Annotated in this window: 20 protein-coding genes; 12 read left to right on the top strand and 8 right to left on the bottom strand. The window is 72.4% G+C overall.

What is annotated here, in order from left to right; genetic code table 11:
* Nucleotides 1-118: 118 nt before the first annotated feature.
* From BLS95_RS13185 to BLS95_RS13155, 7 genes are all read left to right on the top strand, one after another.
* Complete coding sequence (locus BLS95_RS13185; protein ID WP_245765021.1) at nucleotides 119-1,228, top strand: M24 family metallopeptidase; 1,110 nt, start codon at nucleotides 119-121, stop codon at nucleotides 1,226-1,228.
* Between the two features lie 87 nt (nucleotides 1,229-1,315).
* The gene (locus BLS95_RS13180) at nucleotides 1,316-2,086 is read left to right on the top strand and encodes a protein phosphatase 2C domain-containing protein (protein ID WP_090931230.1); all 771 of its coding nucleotides are present in this window, start codon (nucleotides 1,316-1,318) and stop codon (nucleotides 2,084-2,086) included.
* 84 nt (nucleotides 2,087-2,170) lie between these two features.
* Entirely contained in the window at nucleotides 2,171-4,930 is a 2,760-nt protein-coding gene (locus BLS95_RS13175) for a helix-turn-helix transcriptional regulator (RefSeq protein WP_090931229.1), read from the top strand.
* Nucleotides 4,931-5,126: 196 nt separating this feature from the next.
* Entirely contained in the window at nucleotides 5,127-5,993 is an 867-nt protein-coding gene (locus BLS95_RS13170; protein ID WP_090931228.1) for a terpene synthase family protein, read from the top strand.
* A gap of 257 nt (nucleotides 5,994-6,250) precedes the next feature.
* A complete protein-coding gene (locus tag BLS95_RS13165) occupies nucleotides 6,251-6,844 on the top strand; it encodes a GTP-binding protein (protein WP_090931227.1) in 594 nt (197 codons plus the stop codon).
* 23 nt (nucleotides 6,845-6,867) lie between these two features.
* On the top strand, nucleotides 6,868-7,365 hold the full coding sequence (locus tag BLS95_RS13160; protein ID WP_090931226.1) for an Lrp/AsnC family transcriptional regulator: 498 nt from the start codon (nucleotides 6,868-6,870) through the stop codon (nucleotides 7,363-7,365).
* Nucleotides 7,366-7,497: 132 nt separating this feature from the next.
* The gene (locus BLS95_RS13155; RefSeq protein ID WP_090931445.1) at nucleotides 7,498-8,838 is read left to right on the top strand and encodes a glycosyltransferase 87 family protein; all 1,341 of its coding nucleotides are present in this window, start codon (nucleotides 7,498-7,500) and stop codon (nucleotides 8,836-8,838) included.
* A gap of 103 nt (nucleotides 8,839-8,941) precedes the next feature.
* Here the strand turns inward: BLS95_RS13155 and BLS95_RS13150 are convergent, their stop codons facing one another.
* Nucleotides 8,942-10,138 (bottom strand): ROK family transcriptional regulator, encoded by a 1,197-nt coding sequence (locus BLS95_RS13150; protein WP_090931225.1) that lies wholly within the window; start codon nucleotides 10,136-10,138, stop codon nucleotides 8,942-8,944.
* A 320-nt stretch (nucleotides 10,139-10,458) separates the two neighbouring features.
* On the opposite strand from BLS95_RS13150, the gene BLS95_RS13145 reads away from it, so the two are divergent.
* From BLS95_RS13145 to BLS95_RS13130, 4 genes are all read left to right on the top strand, one after another.
* Complete coding sequence (locus BLS95_RS13145; RefSeq protein ID WP_090931224.1) at nucleotides 10,459-12,651, top strand: HelD family protein; 2,193 nt, start codon at nucleotides 10,459-10,461, stop codon at nucleotides 12,649-12,651.
* Nucleotides 12,652-13,226: 575 nt separating this feature from the next.
* Nucleotides 13,227-15,425 (top strand): apolipoprotein N-acyltransferase, encoded by a 2,199-nt coding sequence (gene lnt / locus BLS95_RS13140; protein WP_245765020.1) that lies wholly within the window; start codon nucleotides 13,227-13,229, stop codon nucleotides 15,423-15,425.
* A complete protein-coding gene (locus tag BLS95_RS13135) occupies nucleotides 15,422-16,171 on the top strand; it encodes a polyprenol monophosphomannose synthase (protein ID WP_090931223.1) in 750 nt (249 codons plus the stop codon). Before lnt ends, BLS95_RS13135 begins: the two co-directional genes overlap by 4 nt.
* Before the next feature lie 184 nt (nucleotides 16,172-16,355).
* Complete coding sequence (locus BLS95_RS13130) at nucleotides 16,356-16,850, top strand: FxsA family protein (protein ID WP_090931222.1); 495 nt, start codon at nucleotides 16,356-16,358, stop codon at nucleotides 16,848-16,850.
* A gap of 105 nt (nucleotides 16,851-16,955) precedes the next feature.
* On the opposite strand, the gene BLS95_RS13125 is transcribed toward BLS95_RS13130, so the two are convergent.
* The 3 genes from BLS95_RS13125 to BLS95_RS13115 all read right to left on the bottom strand — a co-directional run bounded on the left by BLS95_RS13125 (nucleotide 16,956) and on the right by BLS95_RS13115 (nucleotide 18,741).
* Complete coding sequence (locus tag BLS95_RS13125; RefSeq protein WP_090931221.1) at nucleotides 16,956-17,300, bottom strand: RNA polymerase-binding protein RbpA; 345 nt, start codon at nucleotides 17,298-17,300, stop codon at nucleotides 16,956-16,958.
* Nucleotides 17,301-17,500: 200 nt separating this feature from the next.
* Nucleotides 17,501-18,118 (bottom strand): hypothetical protein, encoded by a 618-nt coding sequence (locus tag BLS95_RS13120; protein ID WP_090931220.1) that lies wholly within the window; start codon nucleotides 18,116-18,118, stop codon nucleotides 17,501-17,503.
* Nucleotides 18,119-18,231: 113 nt separating this feature from the next.
* A complete protein-coding gene (locus BLS95_RS13115; RefSeq protein ID WP_090931219.1) occupies nucleotides 18,232-18,741 on the bottom strand; it encodes a nuclear transport factor 2 family protein in 510 nt (169 codons plus the stop codon).
* A 33-nt stretch (nucleotides 18,742-18,774) separates the two neighbouring features.
* On the opposite strand from BLS95_RS13115, the gene BLS95_RS13110 reads away from it, so the two are divergent.
* Entirely contained in the window at nucleotides 18,775-19,254 is a 480-nt protein-coding gene (locus BLS95_RS13110) for a winged helix-turn-helix transcriptional regulator (RefSeq protein WP_218135738.1), read from the top strand.
* Nucleotides 19,255-19,263: 9 nt separating this feature from the next.
* Here the strand turns inward: BLS95_RS13110 and BLS95_RS13105 are convergent, their stop codons facing one another.
* From BLS95_RS13105 to BLS95_RS13090, 4 genes are all read right to left on the bottom strand, one after another.
* Nucleotides 19,264-20,697 (bottom strand): MFS transporter, encoded by a 1,434-nt coding sequence (locus BLS95_RS13105; protein WP_090931218.1) that lies wholly within the window; start codon nucleotides 20,695-20,697, stop codon nucleotides 19,264-19,266.
* An 81-nt stretch (nucleotides 20,698-20,778) separates the two neighbouring features.
* On the bottom strand, nucleotides 20,779-21,576 hold the full coding sequence (locus tag BLS95_RS13100) for a glycerophosphodiester phosphodiesterase family protein (protein ID WP_425434725.1): 798 nt from the start codon (nucleotides 21,574-21,576) through the stop codon (nucleotides 20,779-20,781).
* Between the two features lie 39 nt (nucleotides 21,577-21,615).
* Entirely contained in the window at nucleotides 21,616-22,155 is a 540-nt protein-coding gene (locus BLS95_RS13095) for a TrmH family RNA methyltransferase (protein ID WP_090931216.1), read from the bottom strand.
* The gene (locus BLS95_RS13090) at nucleotides 22,152-22,742 is read right to left on the bottom strand and encodes a class I SAM-dependent methyltransferase (protein ID WP_090931215.1); all 591 of its coding nucleotides are present in this window, start codon (nucleotides 22,740-22,742) and stop codon (nucleotides 22,152-22,154) included. Before BLS95_RS13090 ends, BLS95_RS13095 begins: the two co-directional genes overlap by 4 nt.
* Nucleotides 22,743-22,747 lie beyond the last annotated feature (5 nt).

Below are 22,747 nucleotides of genomic sequence, written 5' to 3'. Positions count from 1 at the left end.
ACTGGACAATTGGTCCCACAATACGTGATCGACATGGAACGGAGCGTAGCCATGACTGGCTGCGTTGTGAGAGCTTTTCGCGGATTTTAGGAGGCGGGCTCCGAGTAGATTATGGGCTGTGACGTCCTCTGATCTGTATCCCGTGTCCCGTGTCGCCGCCGTTCAGGAAGCCGCCGCCAAGGCCGGTCTCGACGCCCTGCTGCTGACCCCAGGGCCCGACCTGCGCTATGTGAGCGGTTATGAGGCCAAGCCGTCGGAGCGGCTGACGTGCCTCGTGGTGCCCGCCGCCGGCGAGGCCTACCTGGTGGTGCCCCGCCTGGAGTTGCCCTCCGCGCAGGCCTCGCCCGCCGCCCGGCTCGGGCTGGAGTTCGTGGCCTGGGACGAGACCGACGACCCGTACGCGATGGCGGCGGCCCGGCTCGGGAAGGCGGCCAAGGTCGGCCTGGCCGACCGGATGTGGGCCATGGCGTCGCTGCGCTTCCGCGCCGCGCTGCCCGGGGCCGAGCAGGTGCTGGCCGGCAGCGTGCTGCGGGAGTTGCGGATGCGCAAGTCGCCCGCCGAGGTGGCGGCCCTGCGGGAGGCGGGGGAGGCGATCGACTCCGTGCACCGGCGGGTGCCGGAGTTCCTGCGCGCCGGGCGCACCGAGCGCGAGGTGGCCGCCGACCTGGCCGAGGCGATCAGGGCGGCCGGGCACAAGACCGTCGACTTCGTGATCGTCGCCTCCGGGCCGAGCGGCGCCAGCCCGCACCACGACGTGTCCGACCGGGTGATCGAGGCCGGGGACCCGGTGGTGGTGGACATCGGGGGCACCTTCCCCAGCGGCTACTGCTCCGACTCCACCCGCACCTACTGCGTGGGCGAGCCGTCCGCCGAGTTCGCCGCGTACTACGAGGTGCTGCGGCAGGCCCAGGACGCGGCCTGCGCGGCGGTGCGGCCGGGCGTGTCGTGCGAGTCGATCGACGCCGCGGCCCGCGACCTGATCGCCGAGGCCGGCTACGGCGACTACTTCGTGCACCGGACCGGCCACGGGATCGGGATGGAGACGCACGAGGAGCCGTACATCGTGTCCGGCAACGGCGAGCCGATGGAGCCCGGGTTCGCGTTCTCGGTCGAGCCGGGCATCTACCTGCCGGGCCGGCACGGGGCCCGGATCGAGGACATCCTGGTGTGCACCGAGACCGGCGGCGAGCGGCTGAACAACACCTCGCGCGAGCTGGTGATCGTCTAGCCCGCGGGATCGTGAGCGGGGGTCATCGCGGCTGAGCCGCCATGGCCCCTGCCGCCGGGGGATCGGCGGTGTGGCACAGTCGCTGTCATGTTCGCCGAGGTCACACATTCCAGCCGGGCCGGGTCCGAGCGGCCCAACGAGGACCTGGTGCTCGCCGGGCCGTCCTGGGCGGTGGTGCTCGACGGCGCCACGGCGGCGCCCGGGGTCGACAGCGGATGCGCGCACGACGTCGCGTGGCTGGTGGGACGGCTGGGGAGCGCGCTGGCGGCGGGGCTGGCCGCCGGTCACAACGGGTCGCTGGCCGGGCTGCTGGAACAGGCCGTCGAGGAGGTCTGCGCCACGCATCGCGGCACCTGCGACCTGCGCAACCCGGACTCGCCGTCCTCGACGGTGGCGATGGTGCGGGGGGCGCGCGGGCGGGTGGAATACCTCGTGCTGGGGGACTCGCCGGTGGCCTTCCTCCGGGCCGACGGGCGGGCCGAGGTCGTCTCCGACGAGCGGCTGGACCGGTTGCCCGGCGGGCGGCCGTACTCGGTGGAGCTGGTGCGGCGCCTGCGTAACGCGCGCGGGGGGTTCTGGGTGGCGGGGGCGCTGCCGGAGGCGGCGCGCCAGGCGGTGTGCGGGAGCGTGGCCGCCCACGACCTGCGGGGGGTCGGGGTGTTCACCGACGGGGCCACGCGGCTCGTCGACTGGTACGGGTGGAGCTGGGGCGACCTGCTGGCCGCCATGGAGTCGTCGGGTCCGGCGGCCGTCCTCGGGGCCGTACGGGAGCTGGAGGCGGCACGGGGACCCGTGCGCGGGAAGCGGCACGACGACGCCACCGCCGCCTGGTTGCGCCTGGATCCGTTCAGTCCCTGAGCCGATTTGACCCCTTGTACGGGATCGTGTATCAGGCGCCGCCGCCGGCGCTCTGAGAAGACGAGGGCCGCGAAGGGAGGGCGCATGTTCGTCGGCAGAACCGCGGAACTCACCCTTTTACGTGCGCAGCTGCGTGCGGCGGTCGGAGGGGACTCCCGGACGGTCGTGGTCGAGGGGCCGGAGGGGATCGGCAAGACCACGCTCGTCCACCGCACGCTCGGCGAAGAGGGTGTGCGGGTGCTGGCCGCCAGCGGGGAGGCGAGCGAGCGCCGGCTCAGGCTCGGCGTCGTACGGCAGCTCGCGGACGCGGCCGCCGGATGGGAGGGGACACCCCGGCGGATCGGCCTGGCGGGGCGGGATTCGTGCGCGGCGGGGCAGGCGCTCTACGAGGTCGTCGACCGGTTGCAGGCGGAGGGACCGGTGGCCGTGGTGGTCGACGACGCGCAGTGGGCGGACCGGCCGTCCCTGCGCGCCCTCTCCTACATGTTGCGGCGGGTACGGGCCTGGCGGGTGCTCGTGGTGGTCGTCTGCCGTGACGTGGCCGATCCCTGGCTGCCGGAGGGGCTGCGGCGGCTGCTCACCGGCACGGACACCCGGCGGGTCACGCTCGGCGGGCTGAGCGCCGGCGACCTCGCCGAACTCGCCGGGCAGGCGATGCCGCAGCAGTCCGAGGACGCCAAGCCGGCCTGCGGGGTGCGCGACCCCGCTCCCGGGCAGGTTTCCGGGCTCGCCCCGCAGGTTTCCGGGCTCGCCCCGCAGGTCTCCAGGGTTGCCCCGCAGGTCGCCGTGCGGTTGCGGGAGCACACCGGGGGGAACCCGCTGCACGCCCGTGCCCTCCTGGCGAGCGTGCCCGCGGCGGTCCTCGCCGAGCCAGGGGTGCGGCTGCCCGCGCCGGACACGTACCTGCGGCCCTTCGCCCGGCGCCTGCACGGCTGCGACCCGGCCGTCCGGCGGCTCGTCGCGGCCTGCGCCGTCCTGGGCGGGCCGTGCCCGCTGCACCTGGCCGCCGCCGTCGCCGACGGGCTCCGCGAGCCGCTGGACGCCCTTGAGGCGGCCGTGGCCGCCGGGCTGCTGCGCGAGCTGCCCGGCCGCCTGGTCGACTTCCCCGAGCCGCTGGCCAGGGCCGCCGCCTACGACGGGCTCGGCGCGGGCACCAGGGCGCGCCTGCACCTGGCCGCCGCCCGCGCCGTGACCGACACGGGTGCGGCGCTGCGGCACCGGGCGGCCGCCGCCGGCGGCCCCGACGAGGGGCTGGCCGAGGAGCTGGCCAGCTTCGCCGCCAAGGCGGCGCAACACGGGCAGTGGCAGGAGTCCGCCGCCCACCTGGACCTTGCCGCCGGGCTCACGGAGTCGGCGGTGCGCCGCGACGAGCTGCGCACGTCCGTTCTGGAACACGTCCTCGTCGGGGGCGACGTGATCCGGGCGGCGGAGCTCGCCGATGTGCGCAACGCCGACCCGCGCCCGGTACGCCGGTACGTGCTGGGACGCCTCGCGCTGGCCCTCGGACGCTTCGACGAGGCGTCCGAACTGCTGGCCGAGGCGTGGCGGCACAGAGAACCCGGATTCGCCGCCGACGTGGCCGAGCAGCTCGCGTGGCTGCATCTGGTCACGGCGGACAGGGAAGCGGCGGTGAACTGGGCCCGCCTGGCGCTCGACCAGCCCATCCAGGGCCCGGTCGCCAGGCCGTACGACGTGCTGGCGCTGGGAGGGGCACCCAGCGCCGGCACGCCGCCCGACAGCCTCGCGGCGGCCCTCGCCCTCCTGGAACGCGACGCGGCCGAGGAGGCGGCCACGGTGCTCGGCAGGACCGTGGCCGCCGCCGCGAAGGCGGGGCTGCCGCACCACCGGCTGCTGGCCACCGCGCTGCTCGCCGTCGCCGAGCACGGCGCCGCCCGCTGGAACGAGGCCGCCGCCCGCGCCGAGGAGGCGCTCGCCGAGGCGGCCGCGCTCGGCCAGCGCTGGCTGCTGCCGTGCCTGGAGGTGGTGTGCGTGGCGCCGCTGGCGGCGCTCGGCGAGCACGAGCGGGCCCTCGCCCACGCGACCGCCGCCGGCACCACTGCCCGCCGCCTGCGCCACCCGCTGGGCGAGACCCAGGCCGCCCTGGCACTGGCGCTGCTCGGCGCCGGCAACGAGCCGCTGGAAGCCGATGACGTGTTCGCGCCCGACCCGCGACCGGCCAGGATCGAGGCACTGGTCGCCGACGGGCGGCTGGACGAGGCCGGGCACGCGCTGGCCGGCTTCGACGGGGCCGGCTTCGCCAACGCCGGGGTCGACGGGGCTGGGGTGGATGGGGCTGGAGTCGACCGGGCAGGGGTCAACGGGGCCGGGGGCGCCCGCCGGGCGGGGCCGCGCGCCCGGGCCGAACGCCTGCGGCTTCACGGTCTCCTGCTGGCGGCCAGGAACGTTCCAAGTGAGGCCGAGGAGAGCTTCGCCCGCGCGTTGACGCTCGTGGAGTCCGGCGCGTGCCCGCTGGAGGAGGCACGCGTGCTGCTGGACCTCGGCAGGCTGCTGCGCCGCACGGGCCGGCGCCGGGCCGCCGCCGAGCGGCTGGGCGCCGCCCGCGCCATCTTCGAACGCCTGGGCGCGCGCCCGCTCGTCGACCGCAGCGCCCAGGAACTGGAGGCCTGCGGGCTGGAACCCCCGGCCACGGTACGGCTCGGGCTCACCCCTCAGGAGCTGAGCACCGCCATGCTGGTCGCCGGCGGCCTGACCAACCGGCAGATCGCCAGGGAGCTGCTCATCAGTGTCAAGACCGTCGAGTACCACATCGGCAAGATCTACACCAAGCTCGGGATCGGCTCCCGGGTGGCGCTGGCCGCCAAGCTCGCCGGCGGGCCCACCTAGTCACCACGACCCCGGCCGGCCCCGTCGGCGCCGATGAGCCGCTGGGCCTGTACGGCGGCGTCGCTCTCCCCGGGGCGCCACGGTGCTGATACCTTGATCGATAGTGCACGATCATGAAACAATTCCCCAACAGGTGTATATCCCAGGCATTGGGGGTCGTCGCCCATGATCCGTGAGCCGCTGGACCGGCCCTAGGATGCGGGACGGCGAGCTGGACGACGCATTCGAGCTCGGCAGGACATGCGCGCTGGCCGCCGAGTGCCGCAGAGATCTAAGTCGCTGCGCGCAGATGTACCAGGGGCTGTTCCCCGAGGCGGCCTTCGACGGCGAGTTCTACCACTCCCTGACCCTCACCACGGCCTTCAGCGCACCCTGGGCCACCGCCGAGCGCCTGAAGGTGCTCAACAGGACCGCCCTGTGGATCCTGGCCGTGGACCGGCTGGTGGGCCACACCTCCACCACCCGCGAGCAGGTCAGCCGCCTGACCCGGGAGTGCCTGTCGGTCGCCGCCGGCGCGGTGCCCCGCTCGGCGGTCACCCGGTTCCTGGCCGACCTGCGCGACGAGCTGGCCACCGCCAAGGACTTCGACGACCTGCGGGGGCTCTGGCGCGACCAGCTCGCCAGCACGCTGACGGGCATGGCCAGGGCCTGGGTGTGGCGGGACACGAACGCCGTGCCGACGCTGGCCCGCTATCTCGACAACGCCGACAGCCGCGGCTCGTGCTTCGTGGACCTCTCGCACTGGATCTACACGGCCGACGACTGGTCCAGGACGCACCTGGCGGACCTGCGGGCCGTCAGCAGGCAGGTACAGCGTTACCTGCACCTGCTCGGCGACCTCGCCTCCTACCGCAGAGATCTGAGCTGGGGCGACCTGAACGTGCTGGCGCTCGGCGTGCCGCGCGCCGAGGTGACCGGGACGATGGCCGAGCTGGCCCGCGAGGCGGCCGCCCTGATCGAGACGGTACGGGAGCCCAGCCCCCGCATAGCCGTCTACCTGCGAAGACAGATCGGTTTCAACGCCGGTTACAACGGCATTTCGGCCTACAACCCGTCGCCTTAAAGGTCCTGTCGGATTACATGACAAGTCCACTTGACTCCCGTGCCGTAAGTGCGGCGAATAAGGCGGCTTGGAGCTACAAACCGTGACATTTTGTTTCTTGTAAAAACGTGCGGCTTGAGTGGAAAATGTGGCGTTGCTAGGGTGTCTCGATGCCAGGCATGTGGATCAACCTTCTCAACGCGCCTTGACAGATACCACTGACCACGGCACCTCAGGGGTGGGGTTGGGCATGCGCGGGAACGTACAGGCGGTGCTGGATGGAATTCGGTCGCTCTGACCATTGGCGGCTGCCGACCGCGATCAAGATCTTGATCGCCGGGGGATTCGGCGCGGGCAAGACCACCATGGTGGGCGCCGTCTCCGAGACCCGGCCGCTGCGTACGGAAGAGGCGCTCACCCACGTCGGCACGTACGTCGACGACCTGTCCGGCGTCGAGCGCAAGCTCACCACCACCGTGGCGATGGACTTCGGCCGCATCACGATCCGCAACGACTACATGCTGTACCTGTTCGGCACCCCGGGCCAGGAGCGGTTCTGGTTCGTGTGGGACGAACTGGCCCTGGGCGCGCTCGGCGCGGTGGTGCTGGCCGACACCCGCCGCCTGGAGGACTGCTTCCCGGCCGTGGACTACTTCGAGAAGCGCGAGCAGCCCTTCATCGTGGCGCTCAACTGCTTCGACGGCATCATGCCGTTCACCGTGGGGGAGGTGCGCTCGGCGATCGGGCTGGAGCCGGACATCCCCATCGTGCGCTGCGACGCCCGCCGCCGCGACTCCGGCAGGGAGGTCCTCATCACGCTGGTCGAGCACGCGATGCGCAGGGGCGCCACCCCGGTCGGGACAATGTCGTGACGGGCAACGGCTACCTTTGACCGATGGAGGAGATCGACCGCCGGATCGTCACGCTGCTGGCCCGCGACGGCCGCATGAGCTTCACCGACCTCGCCAGGGAGACCGGGCTCTCGGTCTCAGCGGTGCACCAGCGCGTACGCCGCCTGGAAAAGCGCGGAGTCGTCCGCGGATACGCCGCGATCATCGACCATGACGCGGTGGGGCTGCCGCTGACCGCGTTCGTGTCGATCAAGCCGATCGACCCGGCGGCGCCGGACGACGCGCCGGAGCGGCTGGCGCACCTGACCGCCATCGAGGCGTGCCACAGCGTGGCGGGGGACGAGAGCTACATCCTCAAGGTGCGCGTGGCCTCACCCGTGGCGCTGGAGGACCTGCTGCAGCAGATCCGCGCCTCGGCCAACGTCTCGACCCGCACCACGGTCGTGCTGAGCACCCCCTACGAGCACCGCGCCCCCGAGGTGACCGGCGAGCCCACCGAGCCGGACGCGCGCCTCGCACCCGACCGCGACCAGGCGCCCTAGGCCGGGACCCGCGGCGCCCGCGAGGGCCGTACCCCAAGCCCGGACAGGGCCGGCTCCAGCGTTCCTTACGAAACGCGGACGCCACGCCGGATGATCGCCCGGCGGACGCGCGGCGGTGCGACGCTGCACACCATGAACGCCCGCACCACCGGCGCCGCCGCGCTCGTCGCCGCCCAGGTGACCGTCCTCGCCGTGCTCTTCCACAGCCCCCCTCGGGGACTGTTCTGGTGGTACGCGGCCGCCTGGGTCCTGTTCGGCGCCGCCGGGTGGGCGCTGCGCGGAGTGCCGGGGAAGGCGGCCGCCCGGCTGGTCCTGGTGGGCGGGCTGGCCGTGATCGCGACCGGCCTGCTCGGCCCGCCCGTCACCAGCACCGACCCCTACCGGTACGTGTGGGACGGCCGCGTCCAGGCCGCCGGGAACTCCCCCTACGATCACGCTCCGGCCGATCCGGCGCTCGCCTCCCTGCGTGACCCGTGGCTCTTCCCCCGGTGCGCGGAGGGGCACTTCTACCCGATCGGCGGCGGCGCGTGCACGAGGATCAACCGGCCCAGCGTGCACACGATCTACCCGCCGCTGGCGGAGGCGTACTTCCTGCTCGTGGACCGGCTCTCACCCGGCGGGGCGCGGCTCGTGCCACTGCAGGCCGCCGGCGCGCTGCTGGCGGCGGCCGTGCTGCTGATCCTGCGCCGCCGGGGCGACCCCCGGTGGGCGGCCTGCTGGGGGTGGTGCCCGGCCGTGCCCATGGAGGCGGTCAACAACGCCCACGTGGACATGCTCGCCGTGGCCGCCGTCGTGCTCGCCCTCGGCGTGGCCCGCGGGACGGCCGGGCGGGGGGCGCTGCTCGGCGCGGCGGTCGCGGTCAAGCTGGTGCCCGCCGTGGTGGTGCCCGGCGCGCTGGCGGGGGCGCTGTCGAGCGCGCGGGGGTTCCGCCGCGCCCTGCGCACGCTGCTGCCCGCCGTGCTGGTCGTGGCCGCCGCCTACCTGCCCTACGTGCTCCTCTCGCGCGCCTCCGTGCTCGGCTACCTGTTCGGCTACGTGGCCGAGGAGGGCTACGAGGAGGCCGGGGCCCGCGACCGGTACGCCTTGCTGCGGCTGGTCCTGCCCGACACGTGGGCGCTGCCCGCCACCGTGGTGATCCTCACGGCCCTCCTGCTGCACATCCTGCGGCGCGGCGATCCTGACCGCCCGTGGCAGGGCGCGCTGACGCTCACCGGCGCCGCGTTCCTGCTGCTCACCCCCGGCTATCCCTGGTACGCCCTGCTGGTCGTGGCCCTGGTCGCCCTCGACGGCCGCTGGGAGTGGCTCGGCGTGCCGCTGGCGGGCACGGCGGCCTACCTCACCACGTTCGGCACCCCGGCCTACGCTCTGGCGGCTTCCGGTGTCGCGGTGGGGCTGGCGATACGTGGCGGGCGGTGGCCGCTCACCCGGCCGCTCCGATGGCGCCGGGACGTGCGTCGTTCTTCGCTTTCCTGAAGGCGCTGCGGGAGCGGGCACATTTATATCCGGAAATGTCTTGGAATTTCCGCCTTCGGTGTTAATTGGGGTATTTCGGAGGGTGTTATCGCCCCATCCTGGATCAGGAGCGAACCGTTGAGCTGAAGACCTCGTCGCGAACGGTCCCGAGGGCCAGGTCGAGGGCGCCGGCCAGGACGGGGTTGCCCGCGACGCTCGACAGCCGCACCAGGGGCCGGGGGATGGTCAGCGCGTAGAGCTCCTGCTCGACCAGCTCACGCAGGGTCTCGCCGCCCGGCAGCACCACATCCCCGGTCAGCACGATCAGCGCGGGGTCGACGACGGAGGTGATCGCGGCCAGGCCCACGGCCAGCCGGGCGGCGACCTCCCTCAACCCGGCCCCGGCCGCCTCGGCCTGCCTGCCCCGCCCGCCGGCCGCCCGTACGGCGTTGGCGACGGCCTCGCGGACGTCGGCGCCGCGCACCCCGTACGAGCGCAGCAGGTCGAGCACGGCCGGGCCGCCGGTGAGCGCCTGGAAGCCGTGACGGGCGTAGCGGCCTGACTCGCGGGCCGTAGGCGCCCCGGGGGCCGGCATGTAGCCCACCTCGCCCGCGCCGCCCGTGGCGCCCCGGTGCACGCGCCCGCCCAGCACGATGGCCGAGCCGATGCCCTCGTCGGCCCAGAGCAGCACGAAGTCCCGGCTGTCCCGGGCCGCCCCGTGCGCCTGCTCGGCCAGGGCGACCAGGTTGACGTCGTTCTCCACGTCCACCGGCACGCCGAGCCCGGCGCTGAGCGTGGGGACCAGGTCGGGGATCTGCCAGCCGGGCACGTCCTCGGCGGCGGCGTACCCGAGCCTGCCGGTGGTGGGGTCGATCGCGGCCTGCACGCCGATCACGACCCGGCGCAGCCTGCCCGGCGGGTTGGCGCCCCGCAGGGCGGCGCCGAGCCGGTCCACCAGGTCGCCGGCCGGCCGCCGCCCGGTGGGCAGCGTGTGCTCGCCCACGACCGTCCCGGTGATGTCGGCGACCCTGGCCTCGATCCGGGCGGGGGTGACGTCGAGCGCGCCCACGTACGCGGCGGCCGGGTTGATCCGGTAGACCTCCGCCGTGCGGCCCGGCAGGCCCTCCCTGACGCCGTCCAGCACCACCAGACCGGCCTCCCGCAGCCGGGCCAGGAGCTGGGACGCCGTCGGTTTGGACAGGCCGGTGAGCGTGCCCAGCTCGGGGCGGGTCAGCGGCCCGCGTTCGAGGAGTGCCCGCAAGGCCGCGCGATCGTTGATGGCGCGTAGCAGACTGGGTGTCCCCGGCACCGGACCGCTCACGGGCGCTGCTCCCTGGGGTAAAGTTAGGAAACTTTCCTAACCCGCAACGTAGGGACGAATCCCGGAGCGGTCAAGAGGTGAAACAAAGGAGGTAACGCGAAGGAGATCAAGAGGGAAAGGCGGGAGAGTGCCGCAACAGGCATGCTAATGTCGTCGTTTGTCGTAACAACAAGCAGAATGGCCCGGAGTGTCCCATTAACCACATTAATGGTCAGGCGGCAACGCGTCAAACCGAGCTCATCCGAGAGCAGACCTACGTCACCCGCCTCTACGACCGCCTCGACACGCTGCGCGAGCGTACCCAGCGGCAGCTCAAGGAGGTGCTGGCGACGGGCGCGGTCGGCACGATGCAGAACCGGTCGGAGCGCGACACCTTCGCCGACATGTACGCCTCCAGGCTGGCGCGGCTCTGGGCGGTCGAGCGCGGGCTGGTGTTCGGCCGGCTCGACCACGTCGACGAGGGCCGGCTCTACATCGGCAAGCTCGGCCTCACCGACGACGACCAGCAGCGCCTGCTGATCGACTGGCGCGCGCCGGTGGCGCAGCCGTTCTACCGCGCCACCGCGGCCGCGCCGATGGGCGTGACCAGGCGCCGCCACCTGCAGACCAAGGGCCGCGACGTGACAGGCGTCGACGACGACCTGCTCGATCTGGACTCCCTCAGCGACGACGACCGCGCCACGCTCAACGGCGAGGCGGCGCTGCTGGCCGCGCTCGACGAGCGGCGCACCGGCCGCATGCGCGACATCGTCGCCACGATCCAGTCCGAGCAGGACCGCGTCATCCGCAGCGACCTCAACGGCGTCCTGGTCGTCCAGGGCGGCCCCGGCACCGGCAAGACCGTGGTGGCCCTGCACCGCGCCGCCTACCTCCTCTACACCCACCGCGAACGCCTCGAACGCCGTGGCGTGCTCATCCTCGGCCCCAACCTGACCTTCCTGCGCTACATCGAGCAGGTCCTGCCCTCGCTCGGCGAGACCGACGTGCTGCTGTCCACCGTCGGCGAGCTCTACCCGGGCCTGACCGCCACCGCCAGGGAGCGCCCCGAGGTGGCCGCGCTCAAGGGCGACGTGCGGATGGCCGAGGTGATCGCCAAGGCGGTACGCGACCGGCAGCGGGTGCCGCGTCAGCCGGTCGAGCTCACCATCGGCCGCATCACGCTGACCATCGACCGCTCCATGCTGGAGGGGGCCAGGAACAAGGCCACCCGCTCACGCCGCCCGCACAACCAGGCCCGTGCCGTGTTCGTCAGGTCGCTGCTCAACGCGCTGGCCAGGCAACAGGCCCGCAAGATCGGCAAGGGGCTCATCGACGAGGAGGAGCTGGCCGACCTGCGGGAAGAGCTGCGTACCGAGCCGGTGGTCAAGGCCGCGCTCAACCGGCTGTGGCCGTACCTGACGCCGCAGCGGCTGCTGCTCGGCCTGTACGGCTCCGCCGAGCGCCTCGGCTACGCGGCCGCCTCGTTCACCCCCGAGGAGCGCGCGCTGCTGCGCCGGGACGGCGGGGAGTGGACCGAGTCGGACGTCCCGCTGCTCGACGAGGCGGCCGACCTGCTCGGCGAGATCGACGAGCAGGTGCTGCGGGCCAGCGCGCTGCAGGCCGAGGAGGAGCTGGCCGCGGCCAGGCAGGCCGAGGAGCGCGAGCGCGAGGCCGAGCTCGCCTACGCCCGCGAGGTACTGGAGCTGACGGGCCTGTCCGACGTCATGGAGGCCGAGCGCCTGGCCGAACGCCAGCGCGGCGAGGGCCCCTACCTCACCACCGCCGAGCGCGCGGCGGCCGACCGCACCTGGGCCTACGGGCACGTGATCGTGGACGAGGCGCAGGAGTTGTCGCCGATGGCGTGGCGGGCCGTGATGCGGCGCTGCCCGACGCGTTCCATGACGATCGTCGGGGACATCGCGCAGACCGGCTCGGCCGCCGGAGCGCGCTCGTGGGCCGAGGTGCTCGACCCGTACGTGGCCGGGCGGTGGCGGCAGGAACGGCTCACCGTCAACTACCGCACGCCGGTGGAGCTGATGGCGGTGGCCGCCCGGGTGCTGGCCACCATCGACCCCTCCCTGCAGTCTCCCACGTCCGTGCGCGAAGCCGGCGCGCAACCCTGGTCGGCGCCGCTGTCGATGCTGCCCGAGCTGGTCAAGGCCGAGGTCGGGGAGGGCGGCAAGGTCGCCGTGGTGGTGCCGGACGCGCTGCTGCCCGCGCTGGGGCCGGCCGTGGCCGAGGTGGTGCCGGGGGCGGTGGCGGTGACGCCCGGCGCGGGGCGTACGCGGGGTGCGGAGGCGCTGGACGCGCCGGTGGCGGTGCTGGGGGTGACCGACGCGAAGGGGCTGGAGTTCGACTCGGTGATCGTGGCCGAACCTGACCTCATCGCCGCCCAGTCGCCACGGGGGCCGAGCGACCTGTATGTTGCTCTCACCCGTGCCACGCAGCGGCTCGGGGTCGTTCACGAGCGACCGCTGTCGGAGGCGCTGCGGGACTTGCCAAGCCGCTCGTCCGCACCGGCTAATGGGCTTTGAACCGCTTTACGGCGGCCGGTCAAACATGTCCTACCTGCGAAAACTTGATGTTTCTGCTGATCGGGACACGGTTGACATCTGAGGTGGAGTCGGTAGTTTGCTGCGCAGTCCAGCACGGGACTTGGCCGGTTGGCCGTCTCTGACATCGCCGGATCCTGCGTCCGTGACGGAGCGTGGCTTCGTCCACACAGCCAGGTGCAGGGCCGTCGGTCCGTCGAGTCGGGGCACCCCAACCGGGCGGGGGGTTGGACCCGGGGCGGGTCCGGGAGCCCAGTAGACAACGGAATTCCGCGCTCGCCGCCGACGAGACGGGTCCGGTCCGAAGGGTTTCCGGGCCCTCTTCCCGCTCTCGTGCGCAGGACCGCCATTGCGCCGGGTGATCCCGTCCGTCGCGGGATCACCCTCGCGCCCGCGCCTTCCCTGACCGTGCCGGGGGCTTGGGTCCTCTGGGGCCGCGCGGCCGGATGTTCTGGGCCGCCACGCCGTGATCCGGGGCGTCGCGCTGGCTTGAGCGCGGCTGCGGGGCGGTAGCGTTTTCGCAAGCAGGCTTGCGAGATCGGCGAGGAGACCCCGGAGTGGTTCAGGACAAGACGAACCTACCGCCCGCGCCCGGGCGCGACTCGGCCACGACCAGGCTCCCCGTCCCCGAGGCCGCCGTCCAGGGCGGCGACGGCACTCCCTCGCACCCGGCCGCCACCGAGGGCGACCCGCCCGCCCCATCCGTGAATGGCCAGTCCACGGCGGACTCGCCCGCCCCGGCGGTGAATGGCAGGGCCGCGCCCGTTTCGGGGGTGAACGGTGTGTCGTCCGACGGGGAGGCGGTGTCCGTTGTGGTGGGGAATGGCGCGTCCGGCGGGGAAACGCCCGCGCCGGACGCGGATGAGGAGCCGCCTGCCGCGGCCCTGAGCGAGACGACCGGCCTGGAAACGCCCGCTGTGGCCGGCAGCGCTGCGGACGTCCGGGAGCCCGCTGCGGCCGAGCCCGCTTCCGTCGAGCGCGCTGCGGCCGAGCCCGGTGCGGTCGAGCGTGCTGCCGCCGAGCCCGCTCCCGTCGAGCCCACTCCGGTCGAGCCCGGTGCGGCCGAGCCCGCTGGGGCCGGGGTCGCGAGTGAGGCCGTGGGAGCGGCCGCCGCTGCTAAGTCCGTGTCCCGAGCGGCCCGGGAGTCACGATGGGTGCTGGTGGCCCGGATGGTGGCGGGTGTCGCCGGTGGGGTGGCCCTTTACGCCGCGTTCCCGCCGCTCGACTGGTGGTTGTGCGCGCCGCTCGGCATCGGCCTGATCGTCGCGGCCCTGCACGGCACCCGCCCCAGGCGGGCCGCCTGGCTCGGTTACCTGAGCGCCGTGGCGTTCCTGCTGCCCACCCTGGCCTGGGTCCGGACGATCGGCGATGACGTCTGGCTGTTGCTGGTCGGCGTGGAAAGCCTCTTCTACGCCGCCATGGCCGCGCTGGCCGCTCTGGTGTTCAGGCTGCCCGCCTGGCCGGTGTGGTTCGGCGCGTTGTGGGTGGCGATGGAGTGGGCCAGGGGCCTGGTGCCCATCGGCGGGTTCCCCTGGGCGCGGGTGGCCTTCAGCCAGGGCGAGACGCTGTTCACCTCCTACGCCGCGCTCGGCGGTGCGCCGCTGGTGTCGTTCGCCGTCGTCCTGTGCGGCGCCCTGCTGGCCTACGCGGCCCTGATACGCCCCTCCGCCGCCCTGCGCCGCCGCACCACCTCGCGCGCGGACGCCCCCGCCTCACCCGCGCCGGAGGGCACCGCCGAGGCGGGGCCGGCCGGGGCCGGGTTCGCCGTGGCGCGCAGGGCGGTCCCGGTGGCGCTGGCTCTGGCCATCCCCGTGCTGAGCCTGACGATCCCCAGGCCGGGCGACGAGGGGCGGACGATCAACGTCGGCATCGTGCAGGGCAACGTCCCCGGCCGGGGCATGTACGTCCTCGGCGACGAACCCGCCGTCGTCCTGCGCAATCATGCCAACGAGACGAAGCGGCTGGCCCAGGCCGTACGCGAGGGCAAGCTCCCCAAGCCCGACATCGTCGTCCTGCCGGAAAACTCCACCGACATCGACCCTTACCGCGACGAATACGCTCGTGAGATCATCACCGACTCCGTCCGCGACGTCGGCGTGCCCACGCTCGTCGGGGCGGTCGTGGCCATCGGCTCCGACGAGCGCGCCACCCGCAGCCTCGTGTGGGACCCGGCGAGCGGGCCGGGCGCCTATTACGACAAGCAGCGTCTGGTGCCGTTCGGGGAGTACACGCCGTTCAAGGACATCGTGCTGGCGCTGTCGGAGCGGGCCAACCTGGTCGGCAGGCAGTCGGTGCCGGGGAACAAGCCGGGCGACCTCAAGCTGGGGCCCGTCACGATCGGCGCGGTCAACTGCTACGAGGTGGCCTACGACGACACGGTGCGCGAGACCGTACGCGCCGGGGGCACGCCGCTGGTGGTGCAGACCAACAACGCCACCTACGCCGAGTCCAACCTGCCGCCGCAGCAGCTGGCCATGTCCCAGATACGCGCCGTCGAGCACAACAGGGCCGTCGTCACCGCCGCCACCACGGGAATCTCCGCATATGTCACACCTGACGGTAAGGTCTCCTGGCAGACCCGCGAACTGGTGGCCGACATGAATGTGGTCAAGGTGCCCGTTCGCACTCAGGAAACGATCGCCACAAGGGTGGGCGCACTACCCGAATGGGCATTGATGGTGATAGGAGCGGCGGCGGTCGGAGTCGCCGTGTGGCGTGGCAGGCGGCGAGGCGATCGGATGAGGAACGACGGATGATGGAGACTCTCGGCCGGGTGCTCGTCGTCGTACCCACCTACAACGAGCGCGACAACCTGCCCATGATCGTCGAGCGGGTTCGCGCCGCCGTGCCCGACGCCCACGTGCTCGTGACCGACGACGCCAGCCCCGACGGCACCGGGGAGGTCGCCGACGAGCTCGCCGCCGCCGACGATCACGTCCACGTCCTGCACCGGCCGGGCAAGCAGGGGCTCGGGGCCGCGTACATCGCGGGGTTCCGGTGGGGCCTGGACGAGGGTTACGACGTGCTGGTCGAGATGGACGCCGACGGCTCCCACCAGCCCGAGGAGCTGCCCAAGCTGCTGGAGGCGCTGGCCGACGGCGCCGACCTGGCGATCGGCTCCCGTTACGTGCCCGGCGGCAAGGTGGTCAACTGGCCGCACCGGCGCGAGCTGCTGTCCAAGGGCGCCAACATCTACACCCGCGTCATGCTCGGCCTCCCGGTGCGCGACGCGACCGCCGGGTTCCGCGCCTACCGGGCCGCCACTCTCGAGAAGGTGGGGTTGTCGGGGGTGGAGTCGCAGGGTTACTGCTTCCAGGTCGATCTCACCCTGCGCACGTCCAGGCACGGGCTGCGGGTGGTGGAGGTGCCGATCACGTTCGTGGAACGTACGGTGGGCAAGAGCAAGATGAGCGGCAAGGTCATGTCCGAGGCGCTGTGGCGGATCGGCATGTGGGGCGTCACGGGCCTGCCCAAGCGCCTGCGCGGCGGCGGCCGGGACTAGGCGGCCAGGCCCGAGAGATCGGCCGGCCCGTGATCCGGTCACCGGGCCCGCTGCCAGGGCGGATCCGGCCCGGAGCCGGGGCTGGTGCGGGGCCCGGGCGGGGTTCGTGTGCCGGGGCGGAACGCTTGGCGGTCGCCGGGCGTTGTTCCTGCAGTAGCGCGCGTGTTGCGGAAACGAGGAAACGATGCGGCTCCTGCTCTTTCTGGCCTTCCTGGTCGTGCCCGTGCTGGAGATCTGGCTGCTGATCCAGATCGGCTCGGTGATCGGCGGGCCTCTGACCGTGGCCCTGCTCATCGCCGACAGCCTGCTGGGCGCCTGGCTGGTACGCCGTGAGGGGCGCCGGGCGTGGCGGGCGCTCCAGGAGGCGTTGCAGTCCGGCCGGATGCCCGACCGCGAGCTGGCCGACGGCGGCCTGGTGCTGGTGGGCGGCGCGCTTCTGCTGACGCCGGGCTTCTTCACCGACGTGTTCGGGTTCCTGTGCGTGCTGCCGTTCACCCGGCCGTTGATGCGGCGGGTGGGGGCCTGGTTCTTCGACCGCAGGGTCAAGAAGATGGCGGCCGCCTCGCCGTACGCGCACCTGTTCCCGCCCCGGCAGGGCGACCCCCAGGGCACCTACGACGGCGCGCAGGGCGGCCGCGTGGTGCACGGCGAGGTCATCCGCGAGGACCGCGAGCGCTGACCGTCCTCGCGGGGGCCGTGACTCACCTCGTGAGTTCGGTTTCTTGAGGGCAGGGCAGAACGAAACCCCCGGGCCGGCAGCCCGGGGGTTTCACCGTGAGAGAAGTCAGGCGCTCTTACGACGCTGAGCCCGCAGGACCGCGAGCCGCTCGTTGAGCACCTCCTCAAGGTCTTCGATGGACCGTCGCTCCAGGAGCATGTCCCAATGCGTCCGCGGCGGCTTGGTCTTCTTGGACTCCGGCTGCTCGCCGTCCACGCGCACCGCTGTCGCGCCGCACATGCGGCACTCCCAGGTCGCGGGGATCTCAGCCTCGGCGGCAAGCGGAACCTCGAAGTGATGGCCCTTGGGACAGGTGTAGGACACCTCCTGGCGCGGGGCCAGATCCGTGTTACGGTCGTTCTCGTAGCTGGTTGCCCCGAGCCGGGTGCCACGAAGCGCGCGCTCGCCCATGTTTAAATGCCTCCTACAGGGCCCCCTTGCGTGGGGGGTCTGTCTCCCACGGTGTCTAACGCTTGATACCGTGATGGGATTCCCACCCGCGGGGTGATCCAATCCCGCTTGGAGCCTCGGTTCTCCTGGCAGCCCTCCAATAGCCCGCGGTCCTGCGGGAATGCGACTCCAGAGATCTCTGTGTCCGGTGCGGCGATCCGTCAGCGGCCCGCGAGCGCCGGCTTCCCGCGGCCTTTCACCAACGCCACCGCCGGCCACAGGCAGCCGACCATGACGAGGGCGCCGTGGGCGATCCGCAGCGGGTACGGGCCGAAGAACTGCGGGATGAAGAGCACGAACCCCAGGGCCATGACGATCCCGCCGGCCCTGGGCAGGACGCCGGTGCGCCAGATGGCGATCGCGGCCATCACCGATCCGGCGGCGAGCAGGACGAGGCCGAGGCCGAACATGGTGATCGCGACGGGCCCGTACCTGAACTCCTGGGCCAGCTCCATCAGCGCGGGCGCCTGGTCGCGCAGGGAGCGCCGGGCGATCACGTTCAGGCCGAAGTCCTCGGCGCCGTAGTACGGCAGCGTCAGGCCCGCCCCGGCCCAGGTGACGGCGGCGGCGCGCAGTGACAGGCGGTCGCCGAGCACCTGGTGCAGTCCGAGCACCGCCAGGCCGAGCAGGACGAAGCCGAGCATCGCGGCGGCGTGCCCGGCGACCCAGGCGGGGGAGGCCATGGCGACGGCGTCGTCACCGGAGGGGCGGAGGGCGGGATAGGCGAGGAAGAGGACCCCGCTCGCGGCGAAGGCCGCCGAGGTGAGACGTGCAGGCATCAGTGCTCCTAGGGGAGGGCATCGCTCGGTTGCGAGAGCAATGCTCTCCTCATGGTGCGCCGATGTCAAGAGCACTGCTCTCGATTTGGAGCGGTGACATCCGCTAGCGGGGGTTAGCGGGGGCGGCGGCGGGTGAGGAGGGGGACCAGGGTCCTGTCGCCGAGCCGGGTCATCGCCGCCAGTGGCCTGACGGCCGCGCCGACCAGCAGGGGCAGGCCCCGCCTGCCGGTGGCACGGGCGAGGCCGGGGCCGAGGGCGGCCATCATCGCGGTCAGCGCGGGCAGCGGCCGCACCCACATGGTGATGTCCTTGATCAGGCCGTCGTCGTCCAGCCGGACGAGCGCCGACTCGTGGATCTCCATCCGGTCCAGCCGGGCGGTGGCCGTCAGCGCCCGTGTCCGGTCGTCGCCGACGTCGGTCTGGTAGCGCATCCCGGACAGGGCGCTCAGCACGACCGCGAACAGCTCCCGGATCTGCTCCTTGCCCTCGAAGGTGGCGGTGCCGCTGAGCGGCGAGTGGAAGGCCACGTCGTCGGAGAGCGTGGCCATGAGTGCGTCGAGGTCGTGGGCCTCGCCCGCTTGCCGGTACGCCAGGGTGGGTGAGTCCTGAATGTGAACCGTCATGAGTTCACTTTATCAACCCTTTATCCTGGTGTCATGAACAGGTTCGGCGAGATGCACTGCTCCATAGCCCAGGCCGTCGGCGTCCTCGGCGAGCCGTGGACCCCGCTGATCCTGCGTGACCTGTTCCTGGGCGTGCGCAGGTTCGACGATCTGGCCGAGGACCTGGGGATCTCGCGCAACCTGCTGGCCCGCCGCCTGGACCACCTGGTCGCGGCCGGGGTGGTGGCGAAGGAGCCCTACCAGGAGCGTCCGGTCCGCCACGACTACGTGCTCACGGAGGCGGGCCGTGACGTCGTGCCCGCGCTGATCACCCTGATGGCCTGGGGCGACCGCTGGTCCACCCCGCCGGGCGGCCCGCCCGCGCTCCTGGTGCACTCCTGCGGCGAGCTGTTCACCCCGGTCGTCACCTGCCCGCACTGCGGCGGTGCGGCCACCGCGGACACGGTGACGGCCGTGCGGGGCCCGGGAGCGGCTCAGGGCCCCGGCACGATGATCCTGTCCGCTCCTTCCTGAGCCCCGCGATCAGATCCGGTCGGGCACCTCGTTGCCGGCCGCGCGGATGGCCTTCGGCAGGTTCGTCAGGGCCAGCAGGACGAAGCCGATGACGAAGAAGATCACCATGGAGACGATGGCGATCCGGTAGCTGTTGGTCAGCTGCAGCGCGATCGTGACCGTCAGCGAGCCGATGAACGCCGACCCCTTGTCGCTGATCTGCAGCAGGCTGAAGTACTCGGCCTCCCGCCCCTTCGGGATCACCTGCGAGAACAACGACCGCGACAGCGCCTGCGTGCCGCCCAGCACGATCGCGATCACGAACGCCATCAGGAAGAACTGCAGCGCCTGCCCCTCGGCCACGAACAGGGCCGCCACCACGATCGCGGTCCACACCACCAGGCTCGCCAGCACCGTACGCTTCGTCCCGAAGTTCCGGGCCAGCCGCCCGAGGGCCAGCGCCCCGAAGAACGCCACGAACTGCACCATCAGGATCGCGATGATCTGCACCTCCTGTTCGAGCTTGAGGGCCTCGGAGGCGAAGGCCGCGCTGTTGCCGATCACCGTCTGCACGCCGTCGTTGTAGACCAGGTAGGCCACCAGGAACAGCAGCGTCAGCGGAAAGCGCCGCAGGTCGGCCAGCGTACGGCCGAGCTGGCGGAAGCTGCCCCCGACCGAGCGCAGCGCCGTGGTCTCGTGCGCCGGCACGGGCCGGTTGCGCAGCCGCAGCAGCGGAATGATGGTGAACGTCGCCCACCACAGGCCCGCCGACATCATGCAGATCCGCACCGCCATGCTCTCGGTCAGCCCCAGGCTCTCGTGCTGCAGGTAGAGCACCAGGTTGAGGGCCAGCAGCAGGCCGCCGCCGAGATAGCCGATGGCCCAGCCGCGCGAGGACACGTCGTCGCGCTCCTGCGGGCTGGAGATCTGTGGCAGGAACGAGTCGTAGACCACGACCGAGGAGCCGTAGGCCAGGTTGGCCACGATGAACAGGACGCCGCCCAGCAGGTAACGGTCGCCCTCGACGAAGAACAGCGCCATCGCGGCCAGCGCGCCGACATAGGCGAACCCGCCGAGCAGTTCCTTCTTGCGGCCGGTGTGGTCGGCCAGCGCCCCCACGATCGGCAGGAACACGATCTGCAGCAGCACCGCGACCGTCGTGATCAGCCCGAAGTACGCGACCGGCCTGATGTCGGCGCCCAGCACGTCGACGTAGCCGAGCCCGGGATTGGCCGCGACCAGCTTGTCGAAGTCGGCCACGCACCGGTCGGAGGCCATGCCCGGGAAGTCCTGGGCGCAGGAGGCGGTCTTGGCGACCGGGATGAGGTACGGGCCCAGGAAGACCGAGATGATCGTGGTGTAGAAGGCGGAGTTGGCCCAGTCGTAGAAGTACCAGCCGCGCTGCTCGCGCCGGCGGGCCGAGGGCGAGTCGTCGAGGGCCGCGGGGGGTGCGGGTACCGGCATGATGTCGTATCGCTCCTGTGTACGGCCGTGCGGCCGGGATCTCGGGACGGCCCGTGCGGCCGTGTCCTGGGGGTGTCGCTGCTACGCGGCCCTGCGGCCGGGATGCCACTGGTCGCGGCGGGTCAGCACCTCGCGCAGGCCGGTGACGTTGTCGGTCATGACGCCGTCCACACCCAGGTCGAGCAGGCGCTCCATGTGGGCGGGGTCGTTGATCGTCCACACGTGCACCTGCATGCCGATGGCGTGCGCCGTACGGATGAGGCTGCCGGTGGTGACGCGCAGGCCGCGGAAGCCCACCGGCACCTGCGCGCACGGGACGCCCGCGCGCGTCAGGCGGGCCAGGATGCGGCCGTAGCCGGAGGTCGAGGCGGCGGCGCGGAGCGCGGCCACGCCGCGCGGCCCGAGCGCCGAGCACACCTCGCGGCCCAGCGCCGACCTGGCCAGCACGAGCCGCTCGTCGGAGAAGGAGGTCAGGCAGACGCGGTCGTAGGCGTTGGTACGCCTGATCGCCTGGGCCAGCGGGGCGATGGCCGCCGCCTCCTTGACGTCGATGTTGAAGCGGATCTCCGGCCAGGTGCCGAGCAGGTCCTCCAGCAGCGGGATCTCGTGCACCCCGCCGATCCGGGCGTCGCGGACCGCCCGGTAGGGCAGCTCCGAGATGCGGCCCCGCCGGTCGGTGACGCGGTCGAGGGTGTGGTCGTGGAAGGCCAGCAGCACGCCGTCGGCGGTGGCGTGCGCGTCGGTCTCCAGGTAGGTGTAGCCGAGCCGGACCGCCCGCTCGAACGCCGCCGCGGAGTTCTCCGCGCCCTCGGCGGCGCCTCCTCGGTGTGCGAAGGCGAGCGGACCAGGGTGGTCGAGAAAGGCGAATCGACGGCTCAGCACGTCCTGAAGTATGCCCTTCGTGGGTGAACGGTGCGGTTACGAATCGGGGAGATTCTGCCACTCCTGGCGGCGCGTTTCGGCCAGCGCGATGGCCGCGGCCACCGCCACGTTGAACGAGCCGACCCGCCCGACCTGCGGGATGTAGCAGGCCCCGTCGACGGCGTCGAGCAGCGCGGGGGAGCAGCCGTGGTCCTCGCTGCCCACCACCAGGCACACGTCGCGGCCCAGGTCGGCCCTGTGCAGCGGCACGGCCTCGGCGGTCAGCTCGATCGCCAGCACCGTGTAGCCGTCCTCCCTGGCGGCCTTGACGGCCTCGGTGGCCGGCACCGGCTCGTGCCAATTGACCAGCCGCTCGGTGCCCAGCGCGGTCTTGCCCGCCTTGGGGTTGGTCGGCGGGGTGGCGTTGCCGGCCAGCCAGATCTGGTCGACGCCGAACGCGGCGGCGCTGCGGAAGATCGAGCCGATGTTGAACGGGCCGGTGACCGACTCGATGATCAGGCTGAGGCGGTTTCCGGTGTTCCTGCGCCAGGTGCGGTTGAGCCGCTTGACATCGGTGGGGCGCAGTTGCCTTCTCATCGGGTCACCTTCAGGATGCGGTAGGCGGCCCGGCTGGCCTCGCGGGAGGCGTGCCAGCCCTGCTCGCCGAGCCAGCGCTGCAGCGAGTCCGAGCCGAGGTGTTTCTGGACGACCAGGTAGGCGACGCCGTCGGGAGTCAGCCGGGCGAGCCACCTGGTGAGCATCTCGTGCAGAGCCTGCTTCCCAATGCGGATCGCAGGATTAGACCAGATTGCCCGAAATTTCACTTCATCAGGTACTTCGTCGACATGCACTGACCTTACTTTGTCAAGGCGGGCGGCCTGGGCGTTCCGCGCGGTCAGCTCCACGGCGCGCCGGTTCACGTCGACGGCCCACACCGTCGCCCCGGGCGCCCGGCTGGCCATGGTCAGCGCGATCGGCCCGTAGCCGCAGCCGAGGTCGAGCAGGTCGCCCTCCTGCGGCGGCGGCGGGACGTTCTCCAGCAGGGCCCGCGTGCCCACGTCGACCCGCTCCGGCGAGAACACGCCGCTGTCGGTCTCCAGCCGCAGGTGCAGATCGGGCAGGACCAGATCGACCGAACCCGGCCTGCTCGCGGTCTTCGGCTGCTCGGAGAAGTAGTGGGCCACGTCGC

It is taken from the genome of Nonomuraea jiangxiensis, from assembly GCF_900099965.1.
Taxonomy (GTDB): Bacteria; Actinomycetota; Actinomycetes; order Streptosporangiales; family Streptosporangiaceae; genus Nonomuraea; species Nonomuraea jiangxiensis.
The sequence above is the reverse complement of the archived record's forward strand: the minus strand, read 5'-3'. Positions and strand labels throughout refer to the sequence as shown.